This window comes from Microbacterium esteraromaticum (genome assembly GCF_014084045.1).
Lineage (GTDB): Bacteria > Actinomycetota > Actinomycetes > Actinomycetales > Microbacteriaceae > Microbacterium > Microbacterium esteraromaticum_D.
Genome location: NZ_CP043732.1, coordinates 179928 through 195444, shown reverse-complemented (window position 1 = coordinate 195444; position 15517 = coordinate 179928). Strand labels below are relative to the sequence as shown.

The window sequence follows — 15517 nt, the reverse complement described above, 5'->3', positions numbered from 1 at the left end:
ACGAGGCGAGGCGGGACAGAGAACGAGAAAGGACGAGAAATGGCAGATGACAGCGTCGAGGAGATCCTCAAGAAGCTGAGGGTGTACCTCTTCCCGTGGGGCGCCGACGGCCCGACCATCGACTCCATGGTGGAGTTCGCGCAGAAGGCGGAGGAGCTGGGATTCGAAGCCATCCACGTGCCGTGGCACTTCACCATGCCCAAGACGGCGAGCTTCGCGGCCTTCGGCACCCGATACCTGTTCGATCCCCTGGTGCTGATGCCCATCATCGCGCGCGAGACGAAGCGCATCAAGGTCGCGTTCGAGTTCGTCGCGCCGACGCTGCATCCCTTCGTCTGGGCGCAGTACTTCTCGACGCTCGACAACGCCTCGAACGGGCGCGCCGTGGCTGTTCCCGTGCTGGGCTGGTGGGACGAGGACTTCTCGGTCGGCATGGTCAAGACCACCGAGCGCGGCCGCCGGATGGACGAGGCGATGTCGACCTTCCGTCAGCTGTGGAACGGCGAGGACATCACGGAAGCCGGTCGGATCTGGGACTCCACCGGGCTTGAGATCACTCCGAAGCCCGTGCAGCAGCGGCTGCCGATGTGGGTCGGTGGCGGGGAGAAGTCCCTCAACCGGACCGCCAAGTGGGCGGATGCGTTCTACCCGCTCTTCCCGACTCCCGACGAGATCAAGAACGAGCTGCTGCCGACTCTGCGCGCCAAGGACGAGGAGTTCGGCCGCACGACCCCCCTTGAGCTGGCAGCCGTGAACTACGGCATGATCAGCGACGATGAGGCCTGGATGAAGGATTGGGCGCTTCCGCGCCTGCTCGCGCGCATCAACGGAATCACCTTCGATGAGGCGCTGACCCGCATCGACGACCCGACGCTCAACCGCCCCGAGGAGCGGTTGATGATCGGCTCCGCGGAGCAGGCTGCCAAGCGTCTCCGCGAGAACCTGGACGCGGGAGTGGACCACCTCGTCCTGGACTTCTACCTGCACGGGTGGGAGGACTCGAAATTCGGCATCGAGCACATGACGCGCTTCGCCAAGGAAGTCGTCCCGCTCGCCGCGGCGAAGTGAGCGACGCTCGACGCCCGAAGATCCTGGTTGCGCTCCGCCCCTCCGGGGCGGAGCCGCCGGGCCTGAGGGACAAGGTGGACGGGCTCGCGGAACTGGGCTTCGTCACCGACGCGAGCGAGATCACCGCGGAGTGGGAGGATGCCGAAGCGGTGTTCGTGTGGAACTTCCGCTCCACGGTCGTGCCCGATGCAGCGCGGAGACTCTCCGCACTGCGCTGGGTGCATGTGGCGGCCGTCGGCGTCGACGCCTCGCTCTCCGACGAGGTGCGCGACCGGGGCATCCGCTTCACCAACTCGCGTGGGGTGACCGCGGAGTCGATGGCGGAGTTCGCGCTGTCTTTCATGCTCGCCTTCGCCAAGGAGCTGCCTCGCTTCGGCGCGGACAAGACGGCCCGCGTCTGGCGACCGGTCGAGACGAGGATGCTCTCCGGAGCACGTCTCGTGATCGTCGGCATGGGTGAGGTCAGCCGCCAGCTGGCTCGCAGAGCGCACGCGCTCGGGATGTCCGTCACCGGAGTCGGACGACGCGCCCGAGTCGCACCTGTGGAGCACTTCGATCGGGTCGTCGTCCAGGACGACCTGCATGAGGTGCTCGCGACTGCGGACTATGTCATGCTCGCGACGCCGCTGACCGAGCAGACGGCGGGCATGTTCGGCAGCGCCGAGTTCGCCGCCATGCCGACCGATGCTGTGCTCGTGAACGTGGGCAGGGGACCTGTCATCCGAGAGGACGCTCTGCTCGATGCGCTTCGCTCCGGACTCATACGCGGTGCGGCACTCGACGTCGTGCCGAAGGAACCCCTCGCGCCCGAGCATGAACTCTGGGACATGCCGAACGTCATCCTGACGCCGCACATCTCCTCGGACTTCCAGGGCTGGGAGGACGCGATGGTCGACCTCTTCGTGGAGAACCTCCGTCGATGGACGGAGGGCGAGCCCCTGCGCAACATCGTGGACCTCGAAATGGGCTACGCGCCCCTTGACACCTGAGGATCCGCCGGACCTCGTGACCACACTGCAATGACGCAGACAGACAGAGAGGAACCCCAGTTCCCATGAGTATGACCGTAGGCCGGATCATCGTGGAGGCGATCCGCGCAGAAGGCGTGGACCATGTCTTCTGCGTGCCGGGGGAGAGTTACCTGCCCGTGCTCGATGCGTTCAACGACGTGCCGGGGATCACCCTCGTCACCACCCACCATGAGGAGGGTGCGGGATTCATGGCGGACGCGTGGGCCCGAACTCGAGGACTGCCCGGCGTCTTCATGGTGACGAGAGGGCCCGGCGTCACCCATGCGGCGATCGCCCTTCACGCCGCACGACAGGACTCGACACCCCTCGTGCTGTTGGTCGGCCAGGTGCCCAAGGAGGACGAGGGCAGAGAGAGCTTCCAGGAGATGGATCTCCTCGCTCTCGGAGATCTCATCGGCAAGGGTGCCGTGAAGATCACAGAGGGCGACCGCGCAGCGGAGCAGATCCAGCGAGCGTTCTACCTCGCCCGCGCCGGCAGACCGGGCCCGGTCGTGGTGAGCCTTCCAGAGGATGTCGGCTACGACACCACGGAGACCGTGGAGGTCGCTCGACAGCGCGTGCCGCGACCGGCCGCATCCGACTCGGACGTGGCCGAGGCTGTGGACCTGCTTCGTTCGGCGGACGCGCCGGCGTTCGTGATCGGGGGAGGCTGCGGCGATGAACGTATGCGCGAAGACCTCATCGCCCTCGCGGAGGCGAGCGGCGCCGTGGTGTACTGCGGATGGCGCCGATTCGATGCCTTCCCGAATGGGCACGCCCAGTTCGCGGGCAACCTGCCATGGCTGCCGGAGGAGCTTCTGGCGCCACTGAGACGTGCGGACCTCGTCATCGGCATCGGCACCAGGATGGGAGACTTCTCCAGCCTCGGGTACACCGTGCCAGGAGCAGGGCAGCGGTTCGTGCAGATCGACCTGAGCGCCGAGTCGATGTCGCCGGTGCGGAACCCGGATCTGCCCATCGTGGGAGATGCGGGAGACACGGTGGCTCGACTGCTCGCAGCTCTCCGCGATGCGCCGTTGGCATCCGAGGTGCTCGACGGGCGGAGGCAGTCCGCTCGTCGTGCGCATCTCGCGTATGTCGCATCCACTGAGCCGGAATCGGCCACCGGCGATGACTTCGACATTCCGCGTGCCATCGCTGAGCTGCGGAAGGAGCTGTCTGGCGACGCGGTGATCACCTCCGATGCGGGCGCCTTCGCCAGCTACCTCAACCGCTACTACCGCTGGGAGAGGCCGAAGACCTTCCTCGGCACGACGTCGGGGTCGATGGGCTATGCCGTTCCGTCTGCGATCGGTGCGAAGTTCGCCGACCCTGCACGGCGCGTCCTCGCCGTAGCCGGCGATGGCGGCTTCGCCATGACGATGAGCGAGGTGCACACGGCCGTGCGTCTCGGCCTCGATCGCCTTGTGTTCCTCGTGTTCGACAACGCCACGTACGGCACCATCCGGGCACATCAGACCCGGGTCTTTCCCGGGCGTGAGATCGGCGTCGACCAGGCGAGCATGGATCTCATCGCCGTCGCCGAGGGCATGGGGGCAGCGGCGCATCGTGTGCGCACCAACGAGGAGTTCCTTCCTGCGCTGCGCAGCGCTCTTGCGGCCGGACGTCCTGCCGTGATCCAGGTGCACACGTCGCCCTCGCAGATCGGGGCGTGGTCATGAGCGCTTCTTCCGAGTCAGCGGCCCCCCGAACCGTCCTCGTCACGTGGGTGGACTTCCCCGGGGAGGACTCTCCGGAAGTACGGCGTCTGCAGGAGGTCGGATTGGAGCTGCGCCGCGCGCCGAGGCTGCGCGACCGCTCCGTCGACGAGGTGATCCGCCTGGCCCGGGGCTGTGAGGCGGCCATCGTGAGCACAGATCCGTTTCCGCGGGAGTTCTTCGAAGCGGTTCCGGAGATGCGCGTGATCAGCCGTGTCGGCGTGGGCAGCGATTCGATAGATCTGAAGGCGGCCGAGGAGCACGGTGTCGCCGTGGCGATAGCGCGCGGCACGAATGAAGAGGCCGTGGCCGACCATACGATCGGGCTCATGCTGGCAGTGCTGCGCAAGATCCCGGCGATGGACGCCTCCGTGCGACACGAGGAGTGGCGCCGTACGGAACCCTGGCTCGGCAGCGACCTGCACGGCAAGACGGTCGGCCTTCTCGGCCTCGGTCGCATCGCACGCCTGGTGGCCGAGCGGCTTGCGGGATTCGGAGTGCAGATCATCGGGTACGACCCGTACGCCGTGCCCCCGCCCGCCGTCAGGGCTGCTGACTTCGACGAGGTGATCAGCGGGGCAGACATCCTCTCGCTTCATCTGCCGCTCACACCGGAGACCCGCGGATGCATCGGGCGGGATGAGATCGCTCGGATGCGGCCGGGAGCGATCCTCATCAACACCTCACGCGGCGGGGTCGTCGACGAGGCGGTGCTCTCGGAGGCCTTGCGCGAGGGGCGCATCACGGGTGCAGGACTCGACGTCTTCAGCGAGGAACCTCCCGTGCACAGCCCACTGCTCGGACTGACGAGATCGACCGTTCTCACCCCGCACATCGGCGGTCTCTCCCGTGAGGCGATCGTCGACATGGTCGCGCACGCCACTGACGCAGTGGTCGACGTCATGAACGGTCGAAAGCCGCGCGACGTCGTCAACAGCCCACACCCGCCGCCCTGGGAAGCAGGCCTGCTCGCACGGGCCGACTCAGGAGGACATACAGAAAGGAACGAATCATGAGCAACACACTCAGCGGAGTCCGCGTGGCCATTCTCGCGGAGGACCTCTACGAGGATTCGGAGCTGTGGTATCCGTACTACCGCCTGATCGAGGAGGGCGCAGAGGTCACCATCGTCGGCAGCGGACGGCAGGAGACCTTCAAGGGCAAGCTCGGCATGCCTGTCAAGGCGGATGTCTCGATCGACGATGTCACCGCCGATCAGTTCGACGGAGTGATCGTCCCGGGCGGGTTCTCGCCGGACTACATGCGCCGCAAGCCTCCGATGATCGATTTCATCCGAGAGATCGGGGAAGCGGGCAAGCCCGTCGGAGCGATCTGCCACGGCGCCTGGGCCCTCACCTCAGCCCGCCTCGTGCGTGGTCGCAACATCGCCTGCTACTTCTCCATCCGCGATGACATCGAGGGCGCCGGCGGGACGTTCGTCGACGAGGCGGTGGTGGTGGACGGCAACATCATCACCTCCCGGATCCCGGACGATCTCCCATCCTTCATGCCCCCGATCATCGCGGCGCTCGCGGCGGCGAAGTCGTCTTGACCTCTCCGCAGAAGCACATTCCGGGAAGGAGGCGTCCATGAACGGGTCGCAGTCCGGCGCCGACGTGATCATCGTCGGCGCGGGGATCGTCGGGGTCACCGCCGCCTATGATCTGGCGGCCGAAGGCCATTCAGTGCGTCTGATCGACAAGGGTCCCGTATCGGACCTGCAGTCGAGCAGGAACTGGGGGTTCATCCGCCGTCAGGGGTGTGACATCTCTGAGATGCCCCTCGCGGCGATGTCATCGAAGATCTGGGACGACATCCGCGATGACATCGGCGCGTCCTCGACTGTCGTGAAGTCCGGCCTGGTCTACCTCTCGCCGGACCAGGAGAACCTCGACAAGTATCGGGGGTGGATGCGCGAGACCCGCGCAGACCAGGCGTTCGGAACCGAGCTGCTGAGCCCCGAGGACGTGCGCTCGCTCCTGCCTTCGCTGACCGGCGAGTGGGCAGGCGGATTGATGACGCCGACCGACGGCCACGCCGATCCGGGCGTCGCAACTCGAGAGATCGCGGCTGCGGCGGCCCGAAGAGGCGTCACGATCGAGACCGGTGTGACGGTGACGGGCATCCGTGTCTCGGCAGGTCGAGTGACCGGTGTCGACACGACAGCCGGACCTCGGCACGCGGCGCGCGTCATCGTTGCGGCCGGTGCGTGGTCGGGAAGGCTGACGCGGCCCCTCGGCGTGAAGATACCCGTCCGCTGGATCCGCGCTACTGCTGCCAGGACCAATCCGGTGGCCCATGTCACCGACCTGGCCGTGCACGTCCCGTCCGTGGGGTTCAGCCAGACATCCGACGGCTCGGTGATCTTCGGCAGCGCCGCCTGGAGCGACTACGATCTCGCGATCGACACGCTTGGTGACCTCCGTCTGTTCCTGCCGAACTTCTTCAGGAACCGGAAGATGATCCAGCTTCACCTCAACGAGGTGGCGTTCCAGGATCTCGGAAGACGCCTCACCGGGGCGACACGGGGCGCGGCGCTGTTCGACTGGCGACGGATGGATGATCCACCGGCCAACCGCCGGAAGATCGAGATGGCGCACCGGAACCTCATGTCGTTGGTGCCGGAATGGCGCGGGTCGCGTATCGCGCGGATGTGGGGCGGCACCGTCGACGTCACACCCGATGCGCTGCCCGTGATTTCCGCTGTTCCCCGGATCGAGGGGCTGATCCTCGCTACGGGCCTCAGCAGCCACGGGTTCGGCATCGGTCCCGGCGTCGCCAAGGTCGCCGCGGAGCTGGCCACGGATCGAGCACCGTCGATCGACATAGCCGACTTCCGGGTGTCGAGGTTCGACGAGGGTCCGATTCAGGCGCACGCCCATCTCTGACACCCCGACGGGAAGGACGAGGGACCGGCGGCGGCTTCGCTCCGGTCCCTCATCCGTTCCGCGGTCTGCATCTGCCGGTATCAGGACCCTGCGGCCGCTCGACCCGCGGCGAACCCCCGCGCGTATCCTTCAGCCTCGGCTTCGGCGGACCCGAGGCGGAACAGGTCGTCGTCGGACGAGCGCACGATGCTGCGTGCGCCGGGCAGATCCAGCGGGCCGACGACATCGGGGCGCCCGCGGACGACGGCCACCGGGCAGCCGCTGGTCTTCCCCTTGACGAGATCTGCGGCTGCGCAGAGTTCATCAGCCAGGCAGGGGAGGGTGACGACCAGCTGCTTTCCCGCTGTGTCGGTCGTTCCCCTTATGTCGTCGAAGACGCGGACCCCAGCGGCGCCGATGGCGATGTCGGTCTGTCCGTCCCGCCACGGTCGGCCGAGGGTGTCGCTGAGAAGGACACCGACCGTGGGGCCGTGACGGCGGATGCCCTCTGCCAACGATCGCGCCGACGCATCGGGGTCGATCGGGAGAAGCAGGATCGTCCCCTCGGCGACGTTGCTGGCATCCACGCCGGCGGCGGCTCCGACGATGCCGAGCCGGTTCTCCACGATGCGCGTGCTCGTCCCGTCAGCGCGGGGCCTGGTCGCCACGACGCGCACCGTCTCGGATGTGATGGCGTCCTCGCGATCCACCGCCGCAACGATGCGTCCCTCTGCCTTCGAGACGATCTTCGAGGTGACGACGAGGATGTCGCCATCCTGCAGGGAGCCGCCGGCTGCCGCCAGTACCAGCTCGACCAGGTCGTCTCCCGCTCGGACTTCCGGGATGCCCTGCAGCGGCCAGACGGTGATCATCGGCGACGGCCGATCTCGGGAAGCACATGGGTGGCGTACATCTGGATGAACTCCGATTGGTTGCGGCCTACGTTGTGGACGTACACATGATCGAACCCGAGATCCACGTAGCGCTGGATGTGCTCGCGATGCTCTTCGGGCTCGGATGAGATCAGCATGCGGTCGGCGAGATCCGCGTCCTCCACATGCTTGGTCATCATGGCGAAATCGTAGGGAGAGCGGATGTCCGCGGTCGGGAAGCGCAGACCGCCGTGGGCCCACTCCTCCCTCGCATGCTCGAGGGCGAGGTCGCGGGTGTGGGCCCAGGAGACGTGGAGCTGGATCATCCGCCGCTTCGGGCCCGAGGTCGCCGACTCCGCGACCCCGGTCTCGAAACGGTCCAGCATCAACTGCAGCCGGTCGGGCGGACTCTGCACCGTGATGATGCCATCGGCGACGCGGCCGGCCCTTCGCGCGGCCACCGGGCCAGACGTCGCCACGACGACGGGAGGCGGCTCGTCCGGCAGTGTCCAGAGTCGCGCCGGCTCGAGACGGAAGTGCTCGCCGTCGTGTCTGACATCTCGTCTGGTGGAGCCGAGCAGCTTTCGCACGAGCTCGACCGACTCGAACAGTCGCTCGACTCGTTCGTTCGCTGGCGGCCAGTACTCTCCGACGATGTGCTCGTTCAGCGACTGGCCCGATCCGAGTCCAAGCTGAAAGCGTCCGGGGTACAGCACGGCGATCGTCGCGGCTGCTTGGGCGGTCACGGCAGGGTGACTGCGGTAACCGGGGGTCGTCACGCCCAGCAGGGGAACCGAGACCTGCTGCCCGAGGGCTCCCATCACGCTCCACATGTACGACGCGTTGCCCTGCTGCGGCAGCCACGGCTGGAAGTGGTCGCTCAGGACGATCCCTCCGAACCCCGACTCAGCCGCTTCCACGGAGTGACGGATCGCGTCGTCCGGACGGAACTGCTGGAGCATCGGCGCGAAGCCGATGGTGATCTCAGCGCCGGCGGTCACGGGCATCATCGTCGTACAGCCAGGCGACGCGCGCGCCGGCGGCCTCGGCGCGTGCCGAGGCGACCGCGATCGGCAGGTCTTCTCCCGCTCGAGCGCGACTCAGTGCATCGCGCTTGCCCGCGCCGGTGGCGAAGACGAGGACCATTTGCGCATGGTCGAGCGCTGCGAGGGTCAGCGTGATGCGCTCGGCTGGCGGCTTCGGGGAGTCGGTCACGGCGGTGACCAGTGAGGGCGAGTTCCAGACGGGTTCCTGCCCGGGGAACAGTGACAGGGTATGGCCGTCTTCACCCACCCCGAGCCAGACGACGTCGAATCGCAGCGGCTGGAGCTGCGCCTCGATGCGTCGGCCGTACTCGGTCGCGGACGACTGCGGATCGAGTGACGTATCGGGAGCGATCCCGTGGATCGCCCCGACGCGAGGGCTCGCCGTGAGGAGCGGGCTCAACTGGCCCCAGTTCGAATCGGCATGGTCGTGAGGGACGACTCGCTCGTCGCCCATGAGAACACTCACGCGCGCCCAGTCGAGCGCGTCCGAATGCTCGGCGGCGATGATCCGGTACGCGGCGGCGGGGGAGGAGCCGCCGGCCAGCACCCACGTCGCGCTCCCTCGCTCCGCGATCGCGTCCCGCAGCGCTGTCACTGTGCGCATCGCGGCGTCGTCTGCGACCGCGGCGGAATCGGTCAGTTCCACGTATTCGGGCATGCTACCTCCTGCTCGGCCGGCGTCAGCGCTCGGCGTCCTCTTCCTGCGAGATGAGATTCTCGGCGGTGTTCTGCAGATGCACGCGCATGGCCTCAGCGGCCTGATCCGGGTCGCCTGATGCGATGCCGCTGAGGATCACTCGGTGCTCATCGGTGATCTGCGTGAGCGAGCGGGTTCTGCCGGCGCTGGTCGCTCCGGGGACCAGGATCGACTCACGGAGAATGCCGATGATGTTCGTCAGGCGCTCGTTGCCCGCCGCATGCAGGATCATGTGGTGGAAGGTGCGGTCTGCTGCCCAGTAGCTGCGGTCGTCCTTCTCATCGCCGGCCTTCTCGAGCGCCTCGAAAGCGGCGCGCAGCCGAGCGATGTCTCCTTCGCTCATCGAGGTCGCCGCCACTCGAGCGGCATGCACCTCGAGGAGATGGCGCAACTCGAAGATCTCGCGCAGGTCGTCGGCCGTCGAGCGCAGGATTCGAACTCCCCGGTTCCGCTCGAATCGGATGATCCCCCGTGAGGCGAGGTCGATCAGCGCTTCTCGAACCGGCGTCCTGGACACACCAAAGGTCTCCGCGAGCTCCGCTGCGGAATGAAGGCTTCCCGGCGCCAGGTCGCGTCGGGCGATGGCGAGCTGCAGAGCCTCGAAGACCTCTTGCGTGCGGGACGGTCGCTGGCCGATGGCATGCAGCCCCGCGCCGCTCTCCGCCGCGTCGCCGAGCGAATTCGTCTGTGACATGGTGTCCCCGATCTCCTTGTGGGCTCTGACTGCTCAGGACGCTCGGCCCCACAGCAGCAGGTTTGTGACCGCCAGTATCTCCCGAGGCGGGTGAGACGCCGAGCATAGACGTCTCTGCACCTCGAGTCCCTCATTCTTCTCGAGGGTATTGACTCGACCTACTACATGCTACATGCTACATGTCACAGACCAATTCACCCGATCAGATCTGATGCGAATCCGACGTGTCCGTCCCGATCGGGTGCGGCCGAAAGGAGTCCGACCTGTCCGAGGTAACCACTCCGTCCGAACCACCAACGAAGGGGTGACGGAAAATGCTCTTGGCGATCCTCCGCCGCATCCTGTACGTCGTCCCTCTGCTCTGGGGGGTCGTGACGCTCACGTTCATCCTGGTATCGCTCGCACCCGGCGACATCGTCACGGCGACCATCGGCGACTACCCGGCATCCGAGGAGTACCTGGCGCAACGTCGCGCTGAGCTGGGAATCGACAAGCCGTTCATCGTGCAGTACCTGAACTACCTCTGGAGCGTCGCACGCGGCGATCTCGGCTTCTCCTTCGCGAACCGCGAAGCGGTGCTGCCGCTGGTGGTCGACCACCTCGGCGCCACGGTGATCCTCGTCGTCGCGGCGAGCATCCTCTCTCTGACCATCGGCCTGCCGCTCGGCCTGTGGGCCGCGACCACGCGCAAGCGCTTCGTCGACACGGCGATCAACGTCCTCGCGCTCGTCGCCTTCAGCATTCCGACCTTCTGGCTGGCTCTGCTCGGGGTGATGGTCTTCGCCATCAGCCTCGGCTGGCTGCCCACACAGGGCATGACGACCATCGGGTTCCAGGGCACTCCATTCGAGCAGGCGCTGGATGTGCTTTCGCATCTTCTGCTGCCCGCAGCGGCGATGGCTGTGCCGGAGACCGCCCTGATGATCCGGATGACGCGCGCAAGCGCGGGAGGCGTGCTGAACTCCGGCTTCGTGCTGACCGCGGTCTCGAAGGGCATGACGCGCTCCCGCATCGTTCGCCGGCACGTCGTGCGCAACTCGCTGCTTCCCGTCGTGACGGTCTTCGGGTACACCTTCGGCACCATGATCGGCGGCTCCGTCCTGGTCGAGAAGGTGTTCGGCTGGCCGGGAATGGGCACGCTGCTGTACGACTCGGTCACTCGTCGTGACACCGCGGTGGTGCTCGGAGTCGTCGTGGTCGTGGCCGTCGTGACGCTCGTCGTCAACGTCATCACCGACATCGTCTACGGCGTAATCGATCCGAAAGTCAGGGAGGCGACGTCGCTATGACCGAGGCCATCGTGGTTCAGAGAGCAGCCCGCAAGGTGCGCAGGAACAGGCCGAACGCGCTCACCATCGGCGCCATCATCACTGTCGGGCTCTTCGCGCTCGCTGCGCTGCTCGCACCCGTCATCGCCCCCATCGATCCGTTCGCGATCTCGAACGACATCCTCGAGCCTCCATCGGCATCGCACTGGTTGGGCACGGACGACGTGGGCAAAGATCTCTTCTCGCAGATCGTCTACGGAGCTCGGGTCTCGCTCTTCATCGGCATCGCCGCCGGGCTGGGGTCCCTTGTGGTCGGTCTGCTCGTGGGCGGGATAGCGGGGTACGTCGGCGGCGCCGTGGACAACATCCTGATGCGCATCGCCGAGGTGTTCCAGATCATGCCGGCGATGCTCATCGCCCTGGTGATTGTCGCCGTGATCGGCAGGGACTCCACCCTCACGGCGGTGGCTGTGATCCTCGCGATCTGGCCGCAGTCCGCGAGGATCGTGCGGGGGCAGTTCCTCGCCCTGCGATCATCGGAGTTCGTCGACGCCGCCCGCATCTCTGCAACGCCGTCGTGGCGGATCATCCTTCTCGAGATCTTCCCCCTGGTCATCCCGGCGGCAGCTGTGCAGGCCGCGCTCGACGTGGGGCGCGGAATGCTCCTGGAAGCCGGACTGAGCTTCCTCGGCCTCGGCGATCCGACGACGGCCAGCTGGGGTGCCGTGCTGCGTCGTGCGCAGCCGTACCTGGCGGACGCGTGGTGGTTCAGCATCCCCGCCGGCATATGCATCGCGATCATGGTGCTGTGCTTCAACGTGATCGGCGACGCCGCAGGAAATCGTGGTAGCGCGGGAAGGAGAGCGCTGTGAACGCGGCAGCCGAACATCACGAGGTCGTGCTCTCGGTGGACTCCCTGGATGTCAGCATCAACCCCTTCGGCGCCGGACGCGTGCAGACCGTGCGCGATGCGTCGTTGATGCTGCGGCGCGGTGAGGTGGTCGGCCTGGTCGGCGAGTCCGGATCCGGTAAGACGATGCTCACACGGGCTGTTGCAGGACTGCTCGCACCCGGGCTTCGCCCTGAGGTGAGCGGCAGCGTGAAGCTCATGTCGAGGGAACTGGTCGGTGCGGACACCGGCGCGCGCCGACAGGCGCTGCGCACCGACCTCTCGTACGTCTTCCAGGATCCGAACGCGCATCTGAACCCCACGATGCGCGTCGGCGAGCAGATAGCGGAGGCCATCGTTGACGGGACCCGCAGCGTCTTCGAGCTGCTGGAGTCCGTCGGGTTGCCGGGTACGAGCGACTTCAGCCGGCTGTACCCCCACCAGCTCAGCGGCGGAATGAAGCAGCGTGTGATCATCGCATGCGCGCTGGCGAAGAACCCGGGCCTCATCATCGCCGACGAGCCGACGACGGCGCTCGACGTCACGATCCAGGACCAGGTGCTTCGCCTGCTCAAGCGGCTCGCACACGAAGAGGACGTCGCTGTGCTGCTCGTCTCTCACGATCTCGCCGCGATCGGGCAGGTCTGCAGCCGGATGTACGTGATGTACCAGGGCGATCTCGTCGAGAACGGCGCTACCGAGGACATCCTGTGGCGACCGCAGCACGACTACACGCGGTCGCTCATGCGCGCCATGCGAGCCATCTACGACGCGCCGATCGCCGCGGAGGGAGAGCGATGACGACGAACGAGGCACGGCAGGATGCAGCGGAGGCCAGCCGGCTCGACCTGCATGAGGTCCGAGTGGAGTTCAAGACCGGGCGTGGCGGACGGAACCGTGTCGTCGCAGCGAACGGCATCTCGCTCAGCATCGGACGCGGCGAGATCGTCGGACTGGTCGGCGAAAGCGGCAGCGGCAAGAGCACGCTGGGGCGCGTCATGGTGGGCTTGCAGCGCCCGGACTCCGGGGAGGTCAGGATCGGCGGTGTCACGCGGTCGGGTCGTCGGAGGCTGCGCCCTGGTTTCGGTCGCACCGTCCAGATGGTGTTCCAGAGCCCGGCCGCGTCCCTCAACCCGAAGAGGACCGTCGGGTCGATCCTCGGCTACGCCGCTCGCCAGGCAGGCGTCGGCCGGGCTGCGTCGCAGAGGAGGGCAGCAGAGGCGCTGGAGGAAGTCGGCATCTCGCCGGCCTCGGATTACCTGCGACGGTATCCGCACGAGCTCAGCGGCGGACAGCAGCAGCGCGTGGCGATCGCCCGCGCCCTGCTCTACGAGCCTGAGTACCTCGTCGCCGATGAACCGACCTCGGCGCTCGACGTCTCAGTGCGGGTGCAGATCATCGAACTGATCCGGACTCTGCAGCACACGCGGCGCATGGGGATCCTGTTCATCACGCACGACCTCTCGGTCGTTCGAGCACTGGCAGACCGTGCCGTCGTCATGTTCCGCGGCGACATCGTCGAGGCGGGCAGTGTCGGCGACATCTTCCTGAGCCCGCAGAACGAGTACACGCAGACCCTTCTCAAGTCCACTCCGAAGCTGGAGCCGCCGGCGTGGTTCGTCGACGAGAATTCCGAGCCGGAGCACGAAGAAGGATGATCACGGACATCCGTCACCGGATCGAAGGAGACCTGGAGGACGGCTGCGCCCGTGCAGCAGGAATGACAAGGAGAGAAAGGTGACAACGACATGAAACGGATAGGACGGCTGAGGCAGAGGCTGCTTCTCGCCGGCGCCGCCGCGATGATCGCGGCCTTGGCGGTGACAGGCTGCTCGCCGAGCGGCTCGGGAAACCGCGGCAGCGCGAGCGACAGCACGTTCGTGGTGGGGATGAGTGCAGAGCCGCCTCACCTCATGCGACTGTTCCTCGGCGACGTGCAGGTCGGGCTCGTCGGACTGGCGATGGAGGAGTCACTCGTCACAGTGAACCGCGACCGCGAACTCGAGCCGCAACTCGCCGAGTCGTGGGAGCTGCTTGACGAGGTGACTCACCGCTTCCACCTGCGCAAGGGTGTGAAGTGGCACGACGGCGAGCCCTTCACCGCTGCAGACGTGGTGTTCAGCCTCACCGAGGGCCTCGGCGTGAACGCACAGACGGCAGCCCTCAAAGACATGATCAAGGAGGCCAAGGAGGTCGACGAGCACACGGTGGACGTCGTGCTCAATTCTCCGGCCGGTGCCTTCCTCGCGATGCTGAACTCGATGTCGTTCACGGTCATCCCGAAGCACATCTACGAAGGCACCGACCTGCTCGAGAACCCTGCCAACAGGGCACCCATCGGAACGGGGCCGTTCAAGTTCAAGTCGTGGGAGAACAACCGGATCACCCTGGTGCGCAACGAGGACTACTGGGGCGACAAGCCCGGGTACGAGAACGTGGTGTTCACGGTCATGGGCGAACCGTCTGCCCGAGCCCTTGCGCTGAAGAAGGGGGACATTCAGTACATCAACTCCTATGACGTGACGTATGAATCGATTCTCCAGCTCGAGGACGACGACAACATCCGCTTGGACGTGGGGCGCGCGTCGACATCGATGAAGATGTTCCCGTTCAACACACGCAACGAGATCCTCGCCAAACCGGAGGTGCGCAAGGCGCTGTTCCAGGCGATCAACCGCGAGTTCATCTCGAAGAGCGTCTATGGAGGGTACTTCCCCCCGGGCCGGGCACCGCTTCCCGACGGGCACTGGGCGAACTCCGGCGAAGTCGACTACGAGAAGGAGCTGCCCTACGATCCCGAAGCGGCGGAAGCCGCTCTCGATGCCGCCGGGTACCCGCGCGGTGCCGATGGCATCCGCTTCTCCCTGACCCATCGCTACGAGACGGCTGAGCCCGGCGGCGACAAGGTCGCGGAAGTCATCGCAGACAACTGGAAGGCGATCGGCATCGATGTGAAGGTGATCGCCGACGACGCGGAGGTGTTCCGCAAGGAGGTGTTCGCCGAGCACAACTTCGACACCTACACGATCAACATCTCGTCTGGTGCGGACCCGGCAATCGGCCTCTACCGTCGCTACACCTGTGACAACAACCAGAATGCCGTCTTCGGCAATGCGACCGGGTACTGCAACGAGGAACTCGACGCGGTGTTCCGTGACGCGGCCGCGGCCAATGAGCAGTCCGAGCGCACTCCGTTCTACACGAAGGCGCAGCGCATGATCGCCGACGACATGCCGACGGCGACGCTGGTCCAGGTGAAGTACACGGACGCCATCCGGGCCGATCTGAGCGGGCTCGACGGGTTCCTGCACCCGGGCGAGGTCGTGATCCTCGACTGGAGCAAGCTCGGTCCTCCGAAGTCCTGACCCGGATCTGAGCGAAGAGAGCG

15 protein-coding genes are annotated in these 15517 nt (G+C 66.5%); 11 read left to right on the top strand and 4 right to left on the bottom strand.

From position 1 onward, the window contains the following. Positions 1-39: 39 nt before the first annotated feature. The 6 genes from FVO59_RS00940 to FVO59_RS00915 all read left to right on the top strand — a co-directional run bounded on the left by FVO59_RS00940 (position 40) and on the right by FVO59_RS00915 (position 6684). The gene (locus FVO59_RS00940) at positions 40-1068 is read left to right on the top strand and encodes an LLM class flavin-dependent oxidoreductase (RefSeq protein ID WP_182253755.1); all 1029 of its coding nucleotides are present in this window, start codon (positions 40-42) and stop codon (positions 1066-1068) included. Beyond that, a complete protein-coding gene (locus tag FVO59_RS00935) occupies positions 1065-2057 on the top strand; it encodes a D-2-hydroxyacid dehydrogenase (RefSeq protein WP_182253753.1) in 993 nt (330 codons plus the stop codon). Before FVO59_RS00940 ends, FVO59_RS00935 begins: the two co-directional genes overlap by 4 nt. Before the next feature lie 65 nt (positions 2058-2122). Continuing rightward, positions 2123-3760 (top strand): thiamine pyrophosphate-dependent enzyme, encoded by a 1638-nt coding sequence (locus FVO59_RS00930; RefSeq protein ID WP_182253751.1) that lies wholly within the window; start codon positions 2123-2125, stop codon positions 3758-3760. Continuing rightward, positions 3757-4812, top strand: a complete 1056-nt coding sequence (locus tag FVO59_RS00925) for a phosphoglycerate dehydrogenase (RefSeq protein ID WP_182253749.1) — start codon at positions 3757-3759, stop codon at positions 4810-4812. The genes FVO59_RS00930 and FVO59_RS00925 overlap by 4 nt, the downstream gene beginning before the upstream one ends. Beyond that, positions 4809-5348 carry a type 1 glutamine amidotransferase domain-containing protein gene (locus tag FVO59_RS00920; protein ID WP_182253747.1) on the top strand — a complete coding sequence of 180 codons (540 nt, stop codon included), beginning with the start codon at positions 4809-4811 and terminating at the stop codon, positions 5346-5348. The genes FVO59_RS00925 and FVO59_RS00920 overlap by 4 nt, the downstream gene beginning before the upstream one ends. 37 nt (positions 5349-5385) lie before the next feature. Further along, positions 5386-6684 (top strand): NAD(P)/FAD-dependent oxidoreductase, encoded by a 1299-nt coding sequence (locus FVO59_RS00915; RefSeq protein ID WP_182253745.1) that lies wholly within the window; start codon positions 5386-5388, stop codon positions 6682-6684. Positions 6685-6764: 80 nt separating this feature from the next. On the opposite strand, the gene cofE is transcribed toward FVO59_RS00915, so the two are convergent. The 4 genes from cofE to FVO59_RS00895 are packed head-to-tail and all read right to left on the bottom strand — an operon-like array spanning position 6765 to position 9972. Next, positions 6765-7535 carry a coenzyme F420-0:L-glutamate ligase gene (cofE, locus tag FVO59_RS00910; RefSeq protein ID WP_182253743.1) on the bottom strand — a complete coding sequence of 257 codons (771 nt, stop codon included), beginning with the start codon at positions 7533-7535 and terminating at the stop codon, positions 6765-6767. Beyond that, positions 7532-8542, bottom strand: a complete 1011-nt coding sequence (locus FVO59_RS00905; protein WP_182256406.1) for a TIGR03557 family F420-dependent LLM class oxidoreductase — start codon at positions 8540-8542, stop codon at positions 7532-7534. The genes cofE and FVO59_RS00905 overlap by 4 nt, the downstream gene beginning before the upstream one ends. After that, on the bottom strand, positions 8520-9239 hold the full coding sequence (pgl, locus tag FVO59_RS00900) for a 6-phosphogluconolactonase (protein ID WP_182253741.1): 720 nt from the start codon (positions 9237-9239) through the stop codon (positions 8520-8522). Before pgl ends, FVO59_RS00905 begins: the two co-directional genes overlap by 23 nt. Before the next feature lie 22 nt (positions 9240-9261). Then, a complete protein-coding gene (locus FVO59_RS00895) occupies positions 9262-9972 on the bottom strand; it encodes a GntR family transcriptional regulator (protein WP_182253739.1) in 711 nt (236 codons plus the stop codon). A gap of 314 nt (positions 9973-10286) precedes the next feature. Here FVO59_RS00895 and FVO59_RS00890 point away from each other — a divergent pair, with 314 nt between their 5' ends. The 5 genes from FVO59_RS00890 to FVO59_RS00870 all read left to right on the top strand — a co-directional run bounded on the left by FVO59_RS00890 (position 10287) and on the right by FVO59_RS00870 (position 15494). Further along, the gene (locus FVO59_RS00890; RefSeq protein ID WP_182253737.1) at positions 10287-11261 is read left to right on the top strand and encodes an ABC transporter permease; all 975 of its coding nucleotides are present in this window, start codon (positions 10287-10289) and stop codon (positions 11259-11261) included. Further along, positions 11258-12112 (top strand): ABC transporter permease, encoded by an 855-nt coding sequence (locus FVO59_RS00885; RefSeq protein WP_182253735.1) that lies wholly within the window; start codon positions 11258-11260, stop codon positions 12110-12112. The genes FVO59_RS00890 and FVO59_RS00885 overlap by 4 nt, the downstream gene beginning before the upstream one ends. Then, complete coding sequence (locus FVO59_RS00880; protein ID WP_220465688.1) at positions 12109-12930, top strand: ABC transporter ATP-binding protein; 822 nt, start codon at positions 12109-12111, stop codon at positions 12928-12930. The genes FVO59_RS00885 and FVO59_RS00880 overlap by 4 nt, the downstream gene beginning before the upstream one ends. After that, a complete protein-coding gene (locus FVO59_RS00875; RefSeq protein ID WP_182253733.1) occupies positions 12927-13787 on the top strand; it encodes an ABC transporter ATP-binding protein in 861 nt (286 codons plus the stop codon). The genes FVO59_RS00880 and FVO59_RS00875 overlap by 4 nt, the downstream gene beginning before the upstream one ends. A 90-nt stretch (positions 13788-13877) precedes the next feature. Next, a complete protein-coding gene (locus tag FVO59_RS00870) occupies positions 13878-15494 on the top strand; it encodes an ABC transporter substrate-binding protein (protein ID WP_182253731.1) in 1617 nt (538 codons plus the stop codon). Positions 15495-15517 lie beyond the last annotated feature (23 nt).